We start from the raw sequence: 15,347 nt of genomic DNA on the forward strand, positions 1-15,347 counted from the left end.
TTAATTTCCGGTCGGCCAATAGTTTCCCGGGCGTGTTCGCACAGCTCAGCGGCCTTGTTGAGTCACTTCCGGAAATTTTCCCGACAAAAGTCGAGCCGGGCGTTCATCCGATCCCGCTCGCCGCACGTAGTTGGGGGATGGGCAGAGACCGGCCGACCGCCGACCGCTGCCCGGCAACAACGTGAAGCAGGGGGCACTCCCCACGGGTGCCTGCGTCCCACCGCCCACGGGACGTGACCACTGCGGAGAACGAGGAGTCAATGGCCAGGACGAAGAACAACGAGCGATCCGCCAATCGTGTGGCCGTCGATGTCGGAGCGACCGGTAAAGGCGCGCCCTCCAAGGGCGCGATAATTGTTCTCGCGATCAGCGTGATCGCAGCCCTCTGGGCGGTCGCGATGATGACCAAGCCCGGCCGGGTCGGGTACGTGTACTTCTTCACCTACACCGAGTACTACATCGGCGTGGTGACGCTCGTGTCGCTCTCCATCACGATCATGATCGGGCTGGTCTCCACCGACCGGCTGGTCCTCTCGATCCGGCAACGCGTGCTGCTGCAGTCCGCGCACCGCACCACCGGCGTCATCGCGGTGACCTCGCTGTTCCTGCACGTGTGGATGAAGATCGTCGAGAAGCACGCCTCGGTCATCGACGCGTTCATCCCGTTCCTCCACCCCGGTTACAACAAGGTCTGGGTCGGCCTGGGCACGATCTCGGGCTGGGTCATGGTGCTGGTCATGTGGACCGGCATCGCCCGCTCCCGGTTCATCGGCCGCGGCAGCCCCTGGATGTGGCGCGGCATCCACGCCGTGTCGTACCTGATCTGGCCGACCGCCCTGATGCACGGTCTCAGCGCCGGCCGCCCCGCCGCGACCTGGGTCGTCGTCAGCTACATCGTCTGCGTGCTCGCGGTCCTGGTCGGCCTGGCCGTCCGCCTGTCGGTCTCGCTCAACCGCCGCAAGGACTTCGCGTCGCCCGCCTCGACCGGCGCCCTCAAGCCGGTCGGCTCGATGGTGCCCACCAGTTCGGCCGCGATGAAGCGCCCGGGCCGCCGCGACAAGCCGGCCCCGGTCGAGCCTCAGACGCTGGGCCCGGTCGCCGTCGTCGACAGCTTCCGCCCGGCCGCCAACGCGGTCACCGCCCCGCCCGTGGCCCCGCCGCCGATGGACGACGACCTGGTCGCCCCCCGGCCGCGCCGCGCCCGCGCCGAGGAGATGTACGACGAGCCCACCGGCATGATGCCGCAGTACGACGAGGAGCGTCCGCGCCGCGGCGGCCGCCGGGTCGAGGACGAGATCGAGTACGACGAGCCGCGCGGCCGCCGCTACCCGGGCGAGGACACGAGCACCCGGATGCGCCGCCCCGGCCCGGACGAGACCGGCACGCGGATGCGCCTGGACGACACCGGCACGCGCATGCGCCGCCTCGGCCCCGACGAGACCGGCACGCGCATGCGCCGCCCCGGCCCCGACGAGACCGGCACCCGCATGCGCCGCCCCGAACTCGAGGACACCGGCACCCGGATGCGCCGGGACGAGATCGAGAACACCGGCACCCGGATGCGCTTCGACGACTACGACGAGCCGGCCCCGCGCCGCCGCCGCTACGCCGAGGAGGAGGAGCCCGCGCCGCGCTCGCGCCGACGGGGTGACATGCCGCTCTCCGAGGCGCCGGCCCGCGGCGACTACGACGAGGTGCCCCGCCAGCGCGCCGCCCGGTACGAGGACGACTACGAGGAGGCCCCGCGCGGCCGCCGCGGCGACGACTCGGGACGGCACAGCCGGGCCGGTTTCGTCGACGGCGACGGCTACGTCGAGGCCGACGAGACCCCGACCCTGGTCGACATGGCGCCGCGCCGCCGCGGCGGCCGGGACGAGCCGTCACGGGTCGACGCCGGGCGGGGTGGCCGCCGCGGCGGACGGGGACGGGACGACGAGCCCGCTGACGACGGTTACTGGTCGCAGTTGCGAGGGGAAGCGAATTGAGCGCGTCGCAGGTTCCTCCGGTCACCTCGATCGGCACGCCGCGGATCACCGCGGGCTTCGACGAGTACGGCCGGCTCGACCTGATCGCCCATCAGGAGGTCCACGGCGGTTTCGCCGCCCTGTCCTCCGGTGAGCTGATCGGCCTGGCCGACCGCATCGAGCTGCGCGGACGCGGCGGCGCGGGCTTCCCGTTCGCCCGCAAGGTGCGCGCCGTGCTCGACTCGTGCCGCCGCCAGGAGCTGCCCCCGGTCATCGTGGTCAACGCGACCGAGGGCGAGCCCCCGTCCTGGAAGGACAAGGCCGTGCTGACCCGCGGCCCGCACCTGATCCTGGACGGGGCCGCGCTGGCCGCGGCCGCGCTCGACGCCGAGGAGATCGTCATCGGCATCGCCGACGACGGCATCGGCGAGAGCTCGATCACCGCCGCCCTGTCCGAGCGGCGCATGCCGTGCCCGACGCGCATCGTGACCGTGCCCCACCGGTTCATCTCGGGTGAGGGCGGCGCGCTGGTCCGCGGCATCAACGGCGAGGCGCACATCCCGCCCGGCCGCAAGGTGCGCTCCAGCGACAACGGCGTGATGGGCCTGCCCACCCTGCTGTCCAACGCCGAGACGTTCTCGCAGCTGGCCATCGCGGCCCGGCTCGGCCCGTGGGAGTACAACGCGGTCGGCATCCCCGAGGAGCCGGGCACGGTCATGCTGACCGTGGGCGGCTCGGCCAGCAACCCGGCCGTGGTCGAGGCGCCGACCGGCACCCCGCTCATGGACGTGCTGAACATGTGCGGGGCCGACATCGGCCCCGGTCTGCTGGTCGGCGGTTACCACGGCAAGTGGATCACCGCCGAGGCCGCGCAGACCGTCACCATCTCGCGCAAGGGCTTCGCCTCGGTCGGCGGCACGCTCGGCGCCGGCATGCTGATCCCGATCGGCTCCAAGACCTGCCCGCTGGGCGAGGTCTCCCAGGTCGTGCAGTACCTGGCCGGCGAGTCGGCCGGTCAGTGCGGCCCGTGCCGGCTCGGCCTGCCCGACCTGGCCCGCGCGGTCACGCTGGTCTCGCTGGGCGGCAACGCGGTCGAGAACGTGCGCCAGGCGGCCGGTGTGGTCAAGGGCCGCGGCGCGTGCAGCCACCCCGACGGCACGGCCCGGTTCGCGCTGTCGGCGCTCGAGGTCTTCGCCAAGGACGTCGAGGCGCACACCAACGGCGAGGGCTGCGGCAAGAGCACCAAGGGCCTGTTGCCGCTGCCGTACACGGCGGAGCAGGGCGCCCGGCGGCTCGCGGTGGACTGGTCGCGCTGCGACGGCCACGGGCTGTGCTCGGCGGTCGCGCCCGAGATCATCCGGCTCGACGCCAACGGCTTCCCGGCGTTCCCGCAGACGCCGCTGCCGCCCTGGCTCGAGAACGGCGCCCGCAAGGCCGTCAACGTCTGCCCGGCCCTGGCCCTGCGCCTCACCGAAGAGGCCACCAAGTGAAGCGGCGGGCGCTGCTGCCCGTGGCGATGGCGGGCGCGCTGCTCGCCTCCGCCTGTGGCAGTTCGCCGGAGGAGGCGGCCTTCGTCCAGCCGCCTCCCTCGGCCGCGGCAGCGCCCGTTTCGTCGGCTTCCTCCGGCACGGGAAAAGAGGCGGCTGACGCGGAGGCCCCGCCGCCGCCCGTCACGGTTCCGGCGACACTCAAGTTCAGCGGCAAAACCCTGGACGGCCGGCCGTTCGACGCGACCAAGCTCGCCGGCAAGCCGACCATCCTGTGGTTCTGGGCGCCGTGGTGCGCCACCTGCGCGAGCGAGGCCCAGAGCGTCCGCGACCTGCAGGACGAGTTCGGCGGCAGCCTGAACTTCCTCGGCATCGCCGGCATGGGCAACAACAAGGACATGCACCAGTTCGTCAAGGACCTGGAAGTCAGCAACGTGACCCACCTCGACGACCAGGCCGGCAAGATCTGGAAGAAATTCAAGATCACCGAGCAGAGCCTGTACGTGGTCCTCGACCGCGACGGCAAGGTCGTGAGCACCGGTTACCTCGACGACCTGCAGCTCACCCAGCAAGTGAAGGCCCTGGTCGCCTGACGTGGGCGGCGAGCTGCTGCTGGCCCTGACCGCGGGCATGCTCGGCGCGGTCAACCCGTGCGGCTTCGCCCTGCTCCCGGCCTACCTGTCGGTCCTCGTCGCGACCGAACCGGGCCGTCCCGCGGCCGCGGTCGCCCGGGCTCTGCGGGCCGGCGTGCTGCTGGCCCTCGGGTACGCGGTGGTGTTCGGCGCGTTCGGCCTGGTGCTCACACCCATCGCCGGAGCGCTGCAACCCCGCCTACCTTGGCTCACGGTGGTGCTCGGGCTGGCCCTGGCCGCCCTCGGCGTCTGGCTGCTCGCCGGTCGCAGCCTGCCTTCCCTCACCGTACGGGCCCCGGCGCTCACCGGGTCGGCCGCCTCCACGGTGCTCTTCGGCATGGCGTACGCGGTGGCCTCTCTGGGTTGTGCCGTGGGCCCGTTCCTGGCGCTGGTGGTGTCCAGCCTGCGCGCCGGGTCGGTCGGCTCGGGGGTCGCGCTCTTCCTCGCGTACGCCGGAGGAATGGCCCTGGTCGTCAGCGCCACCGCCGTAGCCGTGGCCCTGCTGCGCACCTCGGCCCTCGGCCGCACCCGCCGCCTGCTGTCAGTGGTCCCGCGTTTGGGCGGCGCCGTGCTGGTGATCAGCGGCCTCTACGTGGCGTACTACGGCTGGTACGAGCTGCGCCTGGCCGGCAACCTGCGCCTGGCCGGCACCGACCCGATCATCAACGCGGCCGCGGATGTGCAGCGCTGGCTGAGCTCCTCGATTTCTGCCGCCGGCGCCTGGCCGTTCGTGGCCGTCGTCGCCGTGGCGCTGCTTCTCGTGCTGGCGACGAAGAAACGGCCCGCACGAGGCGGGCCGTTCTCCAGCGAAAGAGTTGAGGTCTCGGGCGGCCGTTAGGCGGCCGGCGGGTACGGGGAAGTGGCGAAGGCCGGCTTCTCCGAGGGCATCAGGATCCAGAGGATCGGGTAGACGAGGATCTGGCTGCCCGGGATGGCCAGCAGGACCACGACGAAGAGCAGGCGGGCCAGCCACGGGTCGATCCCGAAGCGGCGGGCCAGTCCTGCTACGACACCGGCGATGAGCCGGCCCTCGCGCGGCCGGGTGAGGCCCTGGCGGGACATGCTGTCGTGCACGGTGTTCATGACTGTGTCTCTCATTCCTTCTGGCTCGTTCGGCCTGATGCATCAATCTTCGGCTTTTTGCCCACCCGGCAACATCGGGATCTGCCCTGGCTCGACCCTGATGTGCCAACCCCGAGAACCCGCTCCGCGGCCATCCGCCTCTGACCGCCGCCGCCCGAGTTGGCACATTCGGCAACTTGCTAGAGAAATCTTTCTAAAGCATTCTCTAGGAATGCCGCCCGACGACCCGACACCGCACGACCTGAAGATCACCGACCCCCGCACGCTGCGGGCCTACGCACATCCGCTGCGCGTGCGGCTGATCGGGCTGCTGCGGTCCGAGGGGCCCATGACGGCCACCCAGGCCGCGGCCGCGCTCGACGACAACGTGCCCAACTGCTCGTTCCACCTGCGCCAGCTGGCCAAGTACGGGTTCGCCGAGCGGGTGCCCGGGGCCGACGCCCGCGAACGGCCGTGGCGGGCCACCGCGCGCATGACGTCGTGGGACGACGAGAGCGACGACCCGGACATGCGGGCCGCCACCGATCAGCTCAACAGCGTGCTTCTCGGCGTCTTCACCCAGCGCGCGCAGGACTATCTGGCGTCACGAGGCGACGAGCCGACCGAATGGCGGGCCGCCGCCGGTTTCGGCGACGCGCTGGTCCACGTCACCGCGGCCGAGCTGCGCGAGCTCGTCGAGCAGATGGAGGCCCTGACCGAGCGCTTCGCCGACCGGGCCACCGACCCCGCGACCCGTCCCGAGGGCTCCCGGCCGATCCAGTTGATCCAGCTGGCCATCCCGCGCGGTCCGGTGGGCTCGCGGTGACGGCCGCCGTCGACGCCCGCAGCGGTCCGGTCCGGCTGCTGCGTGAGGCCGCGTTCCGGCGCTACTGGTCGGCCCAGACCGTGTCGCTGTTCGGCGACCAGATCACGCTCATCGCGCTGCCGCTGCTGGCCGTGGTCGCCCTGGGCGCCGGGCCGGCCCAGATGGGCTATCTGACCGCCGCGGCCCTGCTGCCCAACCTGTTCCTGTCGCTGCCGGCCGGCGCCTGGGCCGACCGGCAGCCCGAGAAGCGCCGGATCATGGTCCTGGCCGACGTCAGCCGGGCCGGGCTGCTGCTGGTCGTCCCCGTGCTGTGGTGGACCGGCACGCTGAGCATGCCCGTGCTCTACCTGATCGCGTTCCTGGTCGGCTCGTTCTCGCTGCTGTTCGAGGTCGCGCACGCCAGCCTGTTCGCCTCGCTGGTCCGCCGGGCCGACTACGTCGACGCCAACACGCTGCTCAACGGCAGCCGCGCCGCCTCGTTCGTGGCCGGGCCGAGCGTCGGCGGCCTGCTCGTCCAGTGGCTGTCGGCGGTGTTCGCCCTGGTCGCCGACGCCCTCACCTACCTGGTGTCGGCCCTGTTCCTGACCCGGGTCCGGGTCGCGGAAGCTCCGGCCGAGCCGGGCGAAGAGCTGAATGGCATGACCGCGGGCGTACGGTACGTGGCCCGTTCGGCCGTGCTGCGGGCCGTGTTGCTCGGTGCCACGACGCTCAACCTCTTCAACTACATCTTCGCGGCGCTGTTCGTGCTCTACCTGACCACGAGCCTGCACATCGCCCCGGGCACGCTCGGCCTGATCATCGGCCTGGGCTCGATCGGCGGCCTGCTCGGCGCGGCGCTGGCCGGCCCGGTCAGCCGCCGCTTGGGCATCGGGCCCACCGTGATCCTGGGCTTCCTGCTGTTCCCGGCCCCGCTGATCCTGGTCCCGTGGGTCTCCGGGCCGCACTGGCTGATCTTCGGCGTCCTGGTCGGGGCCGAGTTCTTCTCCGCGCTGGGCGTCATGGTCCTCGACATCACGGTCGGCTCGGTGCAGACCGCCGCCACACCCCACTCGATGCTGGCCGTGGTGTCCGGCTTCAAGCGGACCGTCAACTACGGCATCCGCCCCATCGGCGCCCTGCTCGGCGGCACCCTGGGCGCCACCATCGGCGTACGCCCCTCGCTGTGGATCGCCACCGTCGGCGCCCTGCTCGGCACACTTTGGGTGTGGTTCTCGCCCCTACGAACTATGCACGACCTGCCCGAGCACTAATCCCGCGGCTGCAGCGTGGCCATGGCCCGGTCGATCGCCTCGGTCAGCTGGTCGTCGGCGGGGGAGGCGAGCCAGGAATGCCGGGCCGCGACGAGGCACACGAAGGCCGCGGCGGTCAGCGGGAGCGCTCGGAGGAGCTGCTCGGTGTCAGTCGTCGGTGATGTCGGCGACGATCACCGTGACGTTGTCGGGAGCGCCGTTCTCGAGGGTGCGGTGGACCAGTTCGGCCGCGGCGGTCTTGCGGTCGGCGTTGGTCAGCAGGGTCTCGGCGATCACGCTGTCTTCCACGTAGTCGGAGAGGCCGTCGCTGCACAGCAGGAAGCGGTCGCCCGCCTGGACCGGGATCATGCGGCCGGCCGGGCGGAACGGGCCGCCCTGGACGGCCTGGGTGACCAGCGCGCGTTGCGGGTGGCGGCGGGCGTCGGCCGCGCTCAGCACGCCCTGGTCGACCAGCGCCTGCACGTACGTGTCGTCGCGGGTCAGCTGGGTCAGCTCGCCGTCGCGGACGCGGTAGCAGCGCGAATCGCCCACGTTGAGGGCGGCCACCCGGTCGCCGGCCAGCATGATGGCCGTGACCGTCGTGCCCATGCCGTCGCGGGCGTCGTCGTCGGCCACCGCGGCCTCGATCCGGCCGTTGGCGGTGTCGAGCGCGGCGATCAGGTCTTGCAGGGGCTCGCCGGTGTCGGGCATGGCGTCGACGACGCTCAGCGACTGCACGAGGATGTCGCTGGCCAGCTCGCCGGCGGGCAGCCCGCCCATGCCGTCCGCCACCACCAGCAGCCTGTTGCCGACGAAGACCGCGTCCTCGTTGTTGGAGCGCACGAGGCCCTGATCGGTGGCGGCGACCGCCCGGACAACAAGCGTCATGTGACAAGACTGCCAAAGCCCCGATCAGATGTCTCTAGTACCTCCTACGTAGTGCGCGCGGGAGTTTGTGTTAAGAGTGCGCGGAACGCCAGGAACTGGGCAAAAGCCGGGCCGCACCACACCGGAGGACTACCTCGTGCGGGGCGGCGGGACAAGGCCCGGGCGCGTCGGCGACAATCGTGGTCGTGACGACTGCCATCCATCAGCGCATCGCGACCGAACTCGGCGTCCGGGAGGGCCAGGTCACCGCGACCGTCGATCTGCTCGACGGCGGGGCCACGGTGCCGTTCATCGCCCGCTACCGCAAGGAGGTGACCGGCGCTCTCGACGACACCCAATTGCGTACGCTCGAGGAACGCCTGGGCTACCTGCGGGAGCTCGAGGACAGACGCGCCGCCGTGCTGGAGTCGATCCGTTCGCAGGGCAAGCTCGACGACGCGCTCGAACAGGCGATCCTGGCCGCCGACTCCAAGGCCCGCCTCGAGGACATCTACCTCCCTTACAAGCCCAAGCGGCGTACGCGGGCCCAGATCGCGCGCGAGGCCGGCCTCGAGCCCCTGGCCGACCAGCTGCTCGCCGACCCGAATCTCGACCCCAAGGCCACCGCGGCCGGTTTCACCAGCGACGAGGTGGCCGACGTGCAGGCCGCCCTCGACGGGGCGCGGGCGATCCTCATCGAGCGCTTCGCCGAGGACGCCGACCTGATCGGTGAGCTGCGCGAGCGCATGTGGACGCGGGGCCGGTTGGTGGCCAAGGTGCGTGAGGGCAAAGAGACGGACGGCGCCAAGTTCGCCGACTACTTCGACTTCGCCGAGCCGTACGCGAAGCTGCCCTCGCACCGGATCCTGGCCATGTTCCGGGGCGAGAAGGAGGACGTGCTCGACCTGACCATGGAGCCCGAGCCCGAGGACGAGTCCACGTTCGAGCCGCGGATCGCCGCCCGCAACAACATCACCGACCTGGGCCGGGCGGGTGACCGCTGGCTGCTCGACACCGTGCGCTGGGCGTGGCGGACGCGCGTGCTCATCCACCTCGGCGCCGACCTGCGGGTCCGGCTGTGGCAGGCGGCCGAGGACGAAGCCGTGCGGGTGTTCGCGGCCAACCTGCGCGACCTGCTGCTGGCGGCCCCGGCGGGAACCCGGGCCACCATGGGTCTCGACCCCGGATTCCGTACGGGGGTGAAGGTGGCCGTGGTCGACGCGACCGGCAAGGTCGTGGCGACCGACGTGATCTACCCGCACGTGCCCCAGAACAAGTGGGACGAGTCGATCCACCGGCTGGCCGCGCTGGCCAGCAAGCATAACGTCGACCTGATCGCGATCGGCAACGGCACCGCCTCGCGCGAGACCGACAAGCTGGCCGGCGACCTGATCAAGCGGCACCCCGAGGCCAACCTGACCAAGGTCATGGTCTCCGAGGCCGGCGCGTCGGTCTACTCGGCCTCGGCGTACGCCGCTCAGGAACTGCCGGGCATGGACGTGTCGCTGCGGGGGGCGGTCTCGATCGCGCGCCGTCTGCAAGACCCACTGGCCGAGCTGGTGAAGATCGACCCGCGCTCGATCGGCGTCGGTCAGTACCAGCACGACCTGTCCGAGTCCAAGCTGTCCAAGTCGCTCGACGCTGTCGTCGAGGACTGTGTGAACGCGGTCGGCGTGGACGTCAACACCGCCTCGGCGCCGCTGCTGTCGCGCGTCTCCGGGATCGGCGCCGGTCTGGCCGAGAACATCGTGCTGCACCGCGACTCGAACGGCCCGTTCAAGAACCGCGGCGAGATCAAGAAGGTGGCCCGGCTCGGCCCCAAGGCGTTCGAGCAGTGCGCCGGCTTCCTGCGCATCCCGGACGGCGACGACCCGCTCGACTCGTCGGCCGTGCACCCGGAGTCGTACCCGGTGGTCCGCACGATCCTGGCCTCGGCCGGCACGGACATCAAGACGCTGATCGGCAACAGCCCGCTGCTCAAGGCGCTGCGCCCCGAGCAGTTCGTCTCCGACGCGGTCGGCGTGCTGACCGTGACCGACATCCTGCGCGAGCTCGACAAGCCGGGCCGCGACCCGCGTCCCGGCTTCACCACGGCCACGTTCGCCGAGGGCGTCGAGAAGATCGGCCACCTCAAGCCGGGCATGGTGCTCGAGGGCGTGGTGACCAACGTGGCCGCGTTCGGCGCGTTCGTCGACATCGGCGTCCACCAGGACGGGCTCGTACACGTGTCGGCCCTGTCGAACACGTTCGTCAAGGATCCGCGCGAGGTCGTGAAGTCGGGCGACGTGGTCAAGGTGCGGGTGGTCGAGGTCGACGAGGCGCGCAAGCGGATCTCGCTGACCATGCGGCTGACCGACGAGCCGGCCCGCGCCAAGCCCGCTTCCCAGGACGGCCGGGGCCAGGGCCGTCCCCGCCAGGGCGGCCAGCCGCGCCAGGGCGGCGGTCAGCGGCAGCAGGGCGGCGGTCAGCGGCAGCAGCGCCAGCAGCAGCCGCAGAGCTTCAACGGCGGGGCCATGGCCGACGCGCTGCGCCGGGCCGGGTTGTCGAAGGACTGAGGGTTCAGCGGGGGCCGGGCGTGCCCGGTCCCCGCACCTCGATGCGGTCGAAGGCCACCTCGGCCGACCCGGTGTCGGGTGTGTCGCGGTCGAGGAAGACGCCCAGCAGCACCCGGTTGCCGGTGATCTTGGCCGGGCCCAGCGGCGCGTCGCCCAGCACCACGCCGTCGCGGCTCACGGTCACCACGTCGCCCGCCACGCGCAGGCCGATCCGCACCGGCGGGCCACCGACCTGGATCGGGTCGTCGAGCGGCAGCGTGCGGGTCACGCTGACGTCGGCGCTCTGGTGCATGCCGACGAAGATGTTGTCCTGGCAGACCCGGACGAGCTGACCGCCGTGCGGCAGCTTGAAGTGGTACCAGACCGCGGCGCACCCGCCCTCGGTGAGCAGCCGCAGGCTGACGTCGATGTCGATGTCGTCGGGCAGCGTGTCCTGCGGGCCGCGACACTTGTAGAGCGGCTTCCCGTCGATCTTCACGTGCAGCTCGCCGCCGGTGAACACGCACGACGACTTGCCGTCGGGCTCGGTCTTGGCCAGCCACAACCGGTCTTCGCCGAGGTCGTCGGTGATGAGCGCCGGGCCCGCGGGCAGCGGTGCGACGGTCGGTGACGCGGAGGCCGGGGGAGTCTCACCGGGGCCGGCCACGTGCTGCGCGGGCGGGCCGAAGACGATCATCATGGTGCCGGCGATCACGGCCAGCACCAGCAGGGCGATCGCGGCCGGCAGGAACCAGCGGCGGCGCGGGGTCCCGGGGTCGGGCTCGACCAGCCCCGGCACCGCCGACACCTGGACCGTCGGCTCCTCGACGGCGGGCGCGGTCAGCAGACCCGTCACCGACTGGGCCTGACTGGCCGCGACCCGCAGGTCGGGCTGGCCGGCCAGAGCGGCGGCGGTGGCGGCGGGCCGGGACGGGCCGGCGACCAGCATGTCGAGCAGTTCGCGGGCCGAGGGCCGGTCGACCGGGTCCTTGCTCAGGGCGTACGACACCAGCTCGCGCAACGGATCGGCCAGGCCGGACAGATCGGGTTCCTGTGTAAGGATGCGCCCGGCCGTGGCCAGCGGCGAGTCGCCGCCGAACGGGGTGCGGCCGGTGCCCGCGTACATGACCACGCCGCCCCACGCGAAGATGTCAGCCGCGGCGGTCAGCGGCACCTCGGCGTCCCCGAAACGCTCCGGCGCCATGTAGGCCACCGTGCCCATCATGAACTCGGGCGCGGTGTTGCCGGTGGCGCCGCCGTCGACCGCCCGCGCGATGCCGAAGTCGATCACTTTGGGCGTGCCCGGCGCCAGCAGCACGTTGCGCGGCTTGAGATCGCGGTGGATGACCCCGGCGCCGTGGATGGCGGTGAGCGCGGTCGCCACCCCGATCGCGACACTGTGGAGGTTGGCTGCGGTGAGCGGCCCCCGGTCGTCGACCACCTCGGCCAGCGTCGGCCCGTCGACGTACTCGACCACGAGGTAAGGATGCTCGGCGTCCGGGTCGGCGTCGAGCACCTCGGCCGTGCAGAACGGCGGCACCTGGCGGGCCCGGGCCACCTCGCTGCGGAACCGGCGGCGGAACTCGTCGTCGGGCGACAGGTCGGCCCGCACCACCTTGACGGCGACCTGGGTCCCCGCGGCCGTCCTGGCCAGGAAGACGGTGCCCATGCCGCCCTCGCCGAGCCGGCCGAGCAGCTCGTACGAGCCCAGCCGGACCGGATCGTGCGGACGCAGTGGCTCCGGACGCATGACCGCCCCCAGTCCCGGAGAAATCAGAAGCCGTCACTGTATCGGGTGATGTCTCGGCCTCTGCCTGCACTGTCGGGTCTTATGCTCGGACGATGTTGATCGCCACCGAGCGGCTGGTGCTGCGGCGCTTCCGCCCGGCCGACGCCGAGCCGTTGGCCGCCTACCGCTCCGAGCCGGCGGTGGCCCGCTACCAGTCCTGGGACGCGCCGTTCCCGCTGCTGCGGGCCGAGACGGCGGTGGCCAACTTCATCGCCTCCGATCCCGACAAAGCGGGCTGGTTCCAGTACGCGATCGAACGCACGGAAGACCGCCGGCTCATCGGCGATGTGGCCGTCCACCTCCATGACAACTTGAAACAAGCCGAGATCGGCTTCACCCTGGCCCAGGAACATCAGAAACAGGGGTACGCGTTCGAGGCGGTCACGGCCGTGCTCGACCGCTTGTTCCGGGTGCAGGGCCTGCACAAGGTCACCGGCGAGTGCGACGCCCGCAACACGGCGTCGGCCGGCCTGCTGGAACGCCTGGGCTTCACCCGCGAGGGCCGGCTGCGCCAGCAGACCTACATCAAGGGCGAGTGGACCGACGACCTGCTGTACGGCCTGCTCTCCGGCGAGTGGCTGCTGCGCTAGACGACCGGTCCGCGCACAGTTTCGATGACGGCCCAGGGCGGCGGAGGGGCCGGTCGCGTGCGGTCGGCCAGTTCGGCCGGGGGTTCGTCCCCCTGACGCACGGCATCGACATAGCTCGCGGCCTCACCGAGGCTTCACGACGGGTACTGCTTCCGAAGCCGGCGGATGGCGCTCGTCCGGCCCGGGCCGAGGGCTGTGAGCCGCACCGCTGCGGCCAGTGGATCGGGCGGAACGACGCCTCGGATCCGCTGCCGGTACTGCTCCTCCCAGCGCCCGGGGCGAAAGGCGTGGGCCGGGATGCGGTGCACGCTGCCGTCCTCGCCGTCGACCAGGTACGGGCCGCCGCCGACCAGGCTCTGCCGGAAGTCTCCGGTACCCAGGTAGGCGGCGGACTGCCAGTGGACGATCCAGCCGAACTCGTGCTCCTCGACGAGGCTGACGCCGAGCTCGGGCAGGTGGGACTGCCGGCGTCGCTCCTCGGCCAGCACCTCCTCGACCCGCGCCACGGCGAACTGCCGGGTGACCACGGCGCACCTCCTTCCTCGCTCGTGGAATGTCATACCGGTGTGGTTGAGTCGGCGCCAGAGAGTTTCGAGGAGGAGCGCTGACCATGGCCCATCGCAGCCGGTTGTCCACCATCCTGATCGACGTGCCGAAAGACGAGGTGGACGGTGCTGCCGCGTTCTGGGCGGGCGCTCTGGGGGTCGAGGCGCGTCAGGTGCCCGACGAGCCGCAGTTCACGTCGCTGCCCGGGGTGCTGCCCGGGCTGACGCTGGCCCTCCAGGCGATCGACGGCCAGGCCCGCTACCACCTCGACTTCGAGACCGACGACGTCGAGGCCGAGACGGCGCGGCTGATCGGGCTCGGCGCGGAACAGATCGACCAGTGGCTCGACTGCCACATCCTGCGCATCCCCGGCGGCCAGCTGGCCTGCGTGATTCCGCGGCACAGCGACGACGCCACCTTCGACCGCTTGGCCACCACCTGGTCCTAGGGTGTATCTGGCGGATCACGCGGGGCTGCGGCGTGATCCGCCAGATACACCCTAGCGTCGCAGCACGTGGTGGACGATTCCCTCGAAGTCGGGCCGCGGATCGTCCGGCCAGAACCCGGCGGCGGCCGCACAGCGGGCGCTGGCCTCGTTCTCGGGCTCGATGCCGGCGCTGAAAAGCACGACATCGGCCAGCGCGGGGTGGGCGACAACGGCCCGCAACGCCGCCGTGCCGTAACCCTGCCGCCACCGGGCCGGATCAACGACGTACGCGAAACCGAACTCGGGCCCCGGGGAGTAGACATCGCCGCCGACCAGCGCCACCACCTCGCGACCGGCATCGAGCGCGACCCACGTGTGGACCCGCAGCACCCGCCGCCCCCGGAAGATCTCGCCGATACCCTGGCCCTGCGTCCTAAGCCCGTGCGCCGGCCAGTCGGGCCCACCCAGCCACCGTTGCACCTCGGCATGGCCGAACCACACCTGCACGACAGGCAGGAGTTCCTCGGTGAACGGCACCAGTGTGACGCTCGGCAGTGGCCTCATCGTCTCTCGCTCTCGCTGCGGCCCAGCGGCCGCCGGTCGTGGTCAGGCCAGCCGCGCCAGCTGATCCGACGTGAGCGACACGGTTGCTGCCGCGTGGTTCTGTTCCAGGTGCGCGAGCTTCGAGGTGCCGGGGATGGGCAGCATGACCGGGGAATGGGCCAGCAGCCAGGCGAGCGCGACCTGGGCCGGGGTTGCGCCCAGCTCGGCCGCTATGGTTTCGACAGCGCCGCCGTCGTGGGCGAGCGGTCGCCAGGGCAGGAAGAGGATGCCGAGGCGCTCGCAGGCGTGCAGTACGGGCTCGTGGGTGCGGTCGGCGAGGTTGTAGCGGTTCTGGACGCTGGTGATGGCGGTGATGGCGCGGGCTTCGGCCAGCTCGTCGACGGTGACCTCGGACAGGCCGAGCTCGGCCGCCTTGCCCTCGGCGGCCAGCTCGACGAGGGTGCCGACCTGATCGGCCAGGGGCACGTCGGGGTCGACCCGGTGCAGCTGCAGCAGTTCGATCCGTTCCACGCGCAGACGCCGCAGGCAGCCGTCGACCTGGCGGCGCAGCGAGTCGGGCCGGCCGTCGAGCCGCCAGTCGTCACCTTTCCCCGAGACACCGACCTTCGTCGTGACGAGAACATCGTCGGGGTACGGGTGCAGGGCCTCGGCGATGAGCTCCTCGTTGCCGCCGCCGCCGTACAGGTACGCCGTGTCGATCAGCGGGACGCCCAGTTCGACGGCCCGGCGCAGGACGGCCACCGATGAATCGCGCTGCCCGGGCGAGGTGTCGAGCTGCATCGCCCCGAAACCGATCCGCCCACCACTCAAGTGCGGCATCGTACGGACGA

General features: G+C 71.6%; 15 protein-coding genes. 9 read left to right on the forward strand and 6 right to left on the reverse strand.

The window, feature by feature from the left end:
- Positions 1-260: 260 nt before the first annotated feature.
- The 4 genes from M1L60_RS11370 to M1L60_RS11385 are packed head-to-tail and all read left to right on the forward strand — an operon-like array spanning position 261 to position 4,921.
- The gene (locus M1L60_RS11370) at positions 261-1,985 is read left to right on the forward strand and encodes a ferric reductase-like transmembrane domain-containing protein (protein ID WP_253237322.1); all 1,725 of its coding nucleotides are present in this window, start codon (positions 261-263) and stop codon (positions 1,983-1,985) included.
- Complete coding sequence (locus M1L60_RS11375; RefSeq protein WP_253237323.1) at positions 1,982-3,454, forward strand: NADH-quinone oxidoreductase subunit NuoF family protein; 1,473 nt, start codon at positions 1,982-1,984, stop codon at positions 3,452-3,454. Before M1L60_RS11370 ends, M1L60_RS11375 begins: the two co-directional genes overlap by 4 nt.
- Complete coding sequence (locus M1L60_RS11380) at positions 3,451-4,044, forward strand: TlpA family protein disulfide reductase (RefSeq protein WP_253237324.1); 594 nt, start codon at positions 3,451-3,453, stop codon at positions 4,042-4,044. Before M1L60_RS11375 ends, M1L60_RS11380 begins: the two co-directional genes overlap by 4 nt.
- Position 4,045: 1 nt before the next feature.
- Entirely contained in the window at positions 4,046-4,921 is an 876-nt protein-coding gene (locus tag M1L60_RS11385; RefSeq protein ID WP_253237325.1) for a cytochrome c biogenesis CcdA family protein, read from the forward strand.
- On the opposite strand, the gene M1L60_RS11390 is transcribed toward M1L60_RS11385, so the two are convergent.
- Positions 4,918-5,181, reverse strand: a complete 264-nt coding sequence (locus M1L60_RS11390) for a PspC domain-containing protein (protein WP_438862095.1) — start codon at positions 5,179-5,181, stop codon at positions 4,918-4,920. The genes M1L60_RS11385 and M1L60_RS11390 overlap by 4 nt on opposite strands.
- Positions 5,182-5,377: 196 nt before the next feature.
- On the opposite strand from M1L60_RS11390, the gene M1L60_RS11395 reads away from it, so the two are divergent.
- Complete coding sequence (locus M1L60_RS11395; protein ID WP_253237326.1) at positions 5,378-5,971, forward strand: winged helix-turn-helix domain-containing protein; 594 nt, start codon at positions 5,378-5,380, stop codon at positions 5,969-5,971.
- On the forward strand, positions 5,968-7,221 hold the full coding sequence (locus M1L60_RS11400; protein ID WP_308208451.1) for an MFS transporter: 1,254 nt from the start codon (positions 5,968-5,970) through the stop codon (positions 7,219-7,221). Before M1L60_RS11395 ends, M1L60_RS11400 begins: the two co-directional genes overlap by 4 nt.
- A gap of 147 nt (positions 7,222-7,368) precedes the next feature.
- Here the strand turns inward: M1L60_RS11400 and M1L60_RS11405 are convergent, their stop codons facing one another.
- The gene (locus M1L60_RS11405; protein WP_253237327.1) at positions 7,369-8,088 is read right to left on the reverse strand and encodes a PP2C family protein-serine/threonine phosphatase; all 720 of its coding nucleotides are present in this window, start codon (positions 8,086-8,088) and stop codon (positions 7,369-7,371) included.
- Positions 8,089-8,267: 179 nt separating this feature from the next.
- Between M1L60_RS11405 and M1L60_RS11410 the strand changes: the two genes are divergently transcribed.
- Positions 8,268-10,622, forward strand: a complete 2,355-nt coding sequence (locus tag M1L60_RS11410) for a Tex family protein (protein WP_438862096.1) — start codon at positions 8,268-8,270, stop codon at positions 10,620-10,622.
- A gap of 4 nt (positions 10,623-10,626) precedes the next feature.
- On the opposite strand, the gene M1L60_RS11415 is transcribed toward M1L60_RS11410, so the two are convergent.
- A complete protein-coding gene (locus tag M1L60_RS11415; protein ID WP_253237329.1) occupies positions 10,627-12,351 on the reverse strand; it encodes a serine/threonine protein kinase in 1,725 nt (574 codons plus the stop codon).
- A gap of 92 nt (positions 12,352-12,443) precedes the next feature.
- Between M1L60_RS11415 and M1L60_RS11420 the strand changes: the two genes are divergently transcribed.
- Positions 12,444-12,980 carry a GNAT family N-acetyltransferase gene (locus M1L60_RS11420; RefSeq protein WP_253237330.1) on the forward strand — a complete coding sequence of 179 codons (537 nt, stop codon included), beginning with the start codon at positions 12,444-12,446 and terminating at the stop codon, positions 12,978-12,980.
- A 134-nt stretch (positions 12,981-13,114) separates the two neighbouring features.
- On the opposite strand, the gene M1L60_RS11425 is transcribed toward M1L60_RS11420, so the two are convergent.
- Entirely contained in the window at positions 13,115-13,507 is a 393-nt protein-coding gene (locus M1L60_RS11425) for a YrhB domain-containing protein (RefSeq protein ID WP_253237331.1), read from the reverse strand.
- Positions 13,508-13,590: 83 nt separating this feature from the next.
- On the opposite strand from M1L60_RS11425, the gene M1L60_RS11430 reads away from it, so the two are divergent.
- Positions 13,591-13,974: a VOC family protein gene (locus tag M1L60_RS11430; protein ID WP_253237332.1), complete on the forward strand. Its 384-nt coding sequence runs from the start codon at positions 13,591-13,593 to the stop codon at positions 13,972-13,974.
- Between the two features lie 51 nt (positions 13,975-14,025).
- Here M1L60_RS11430 and M1L60_RS11435 read toward each other — a convergent pair whose 3' ends face one another.
- Both M1L60_RS11435 and M1L60_RS11440 read right to left on the reverse strand, forming a co-directional pair.
- Positions 14,026-14,517 carry a GNAT family N-acetyltransferase gene (locus M1L60_RS11435; protein ID WP_253237333.1) on the reverse strand — a complete coding sequence of 164 codons (492 nt, stop codon included), beginning with the start codon at positions 14,515-14,517 and terminating at the stop codon, positions 14,026-14,028.
- A 42-nt stretch (positions 14,518-14,559) separates the two neighbouring features.
- Positions 14,560-15,336 (reverse strand): aldo/keto reductase, encoded by a 777-nt coding sequence (locus M1L60_RS11440; protein WP_253237334.1) that lies wholly within the window; start codon positions 15,334-15,336, stop codon positions 14,560-14,562.
- Between the last annotated feature and the right edge of the window lie 11 nt (positions 15,337-15,347).

This window comes from Paractinoplanes aksuensis, from assembly GCF_024137025.1.
Taxonomy (GTDB): domain Bacteria; phylum Actinomycetota; class Actinomycetes; order Mycobacteriales; family Micromonosporaceae; genus Actinoplanes; species Actinoplanes aksuensis.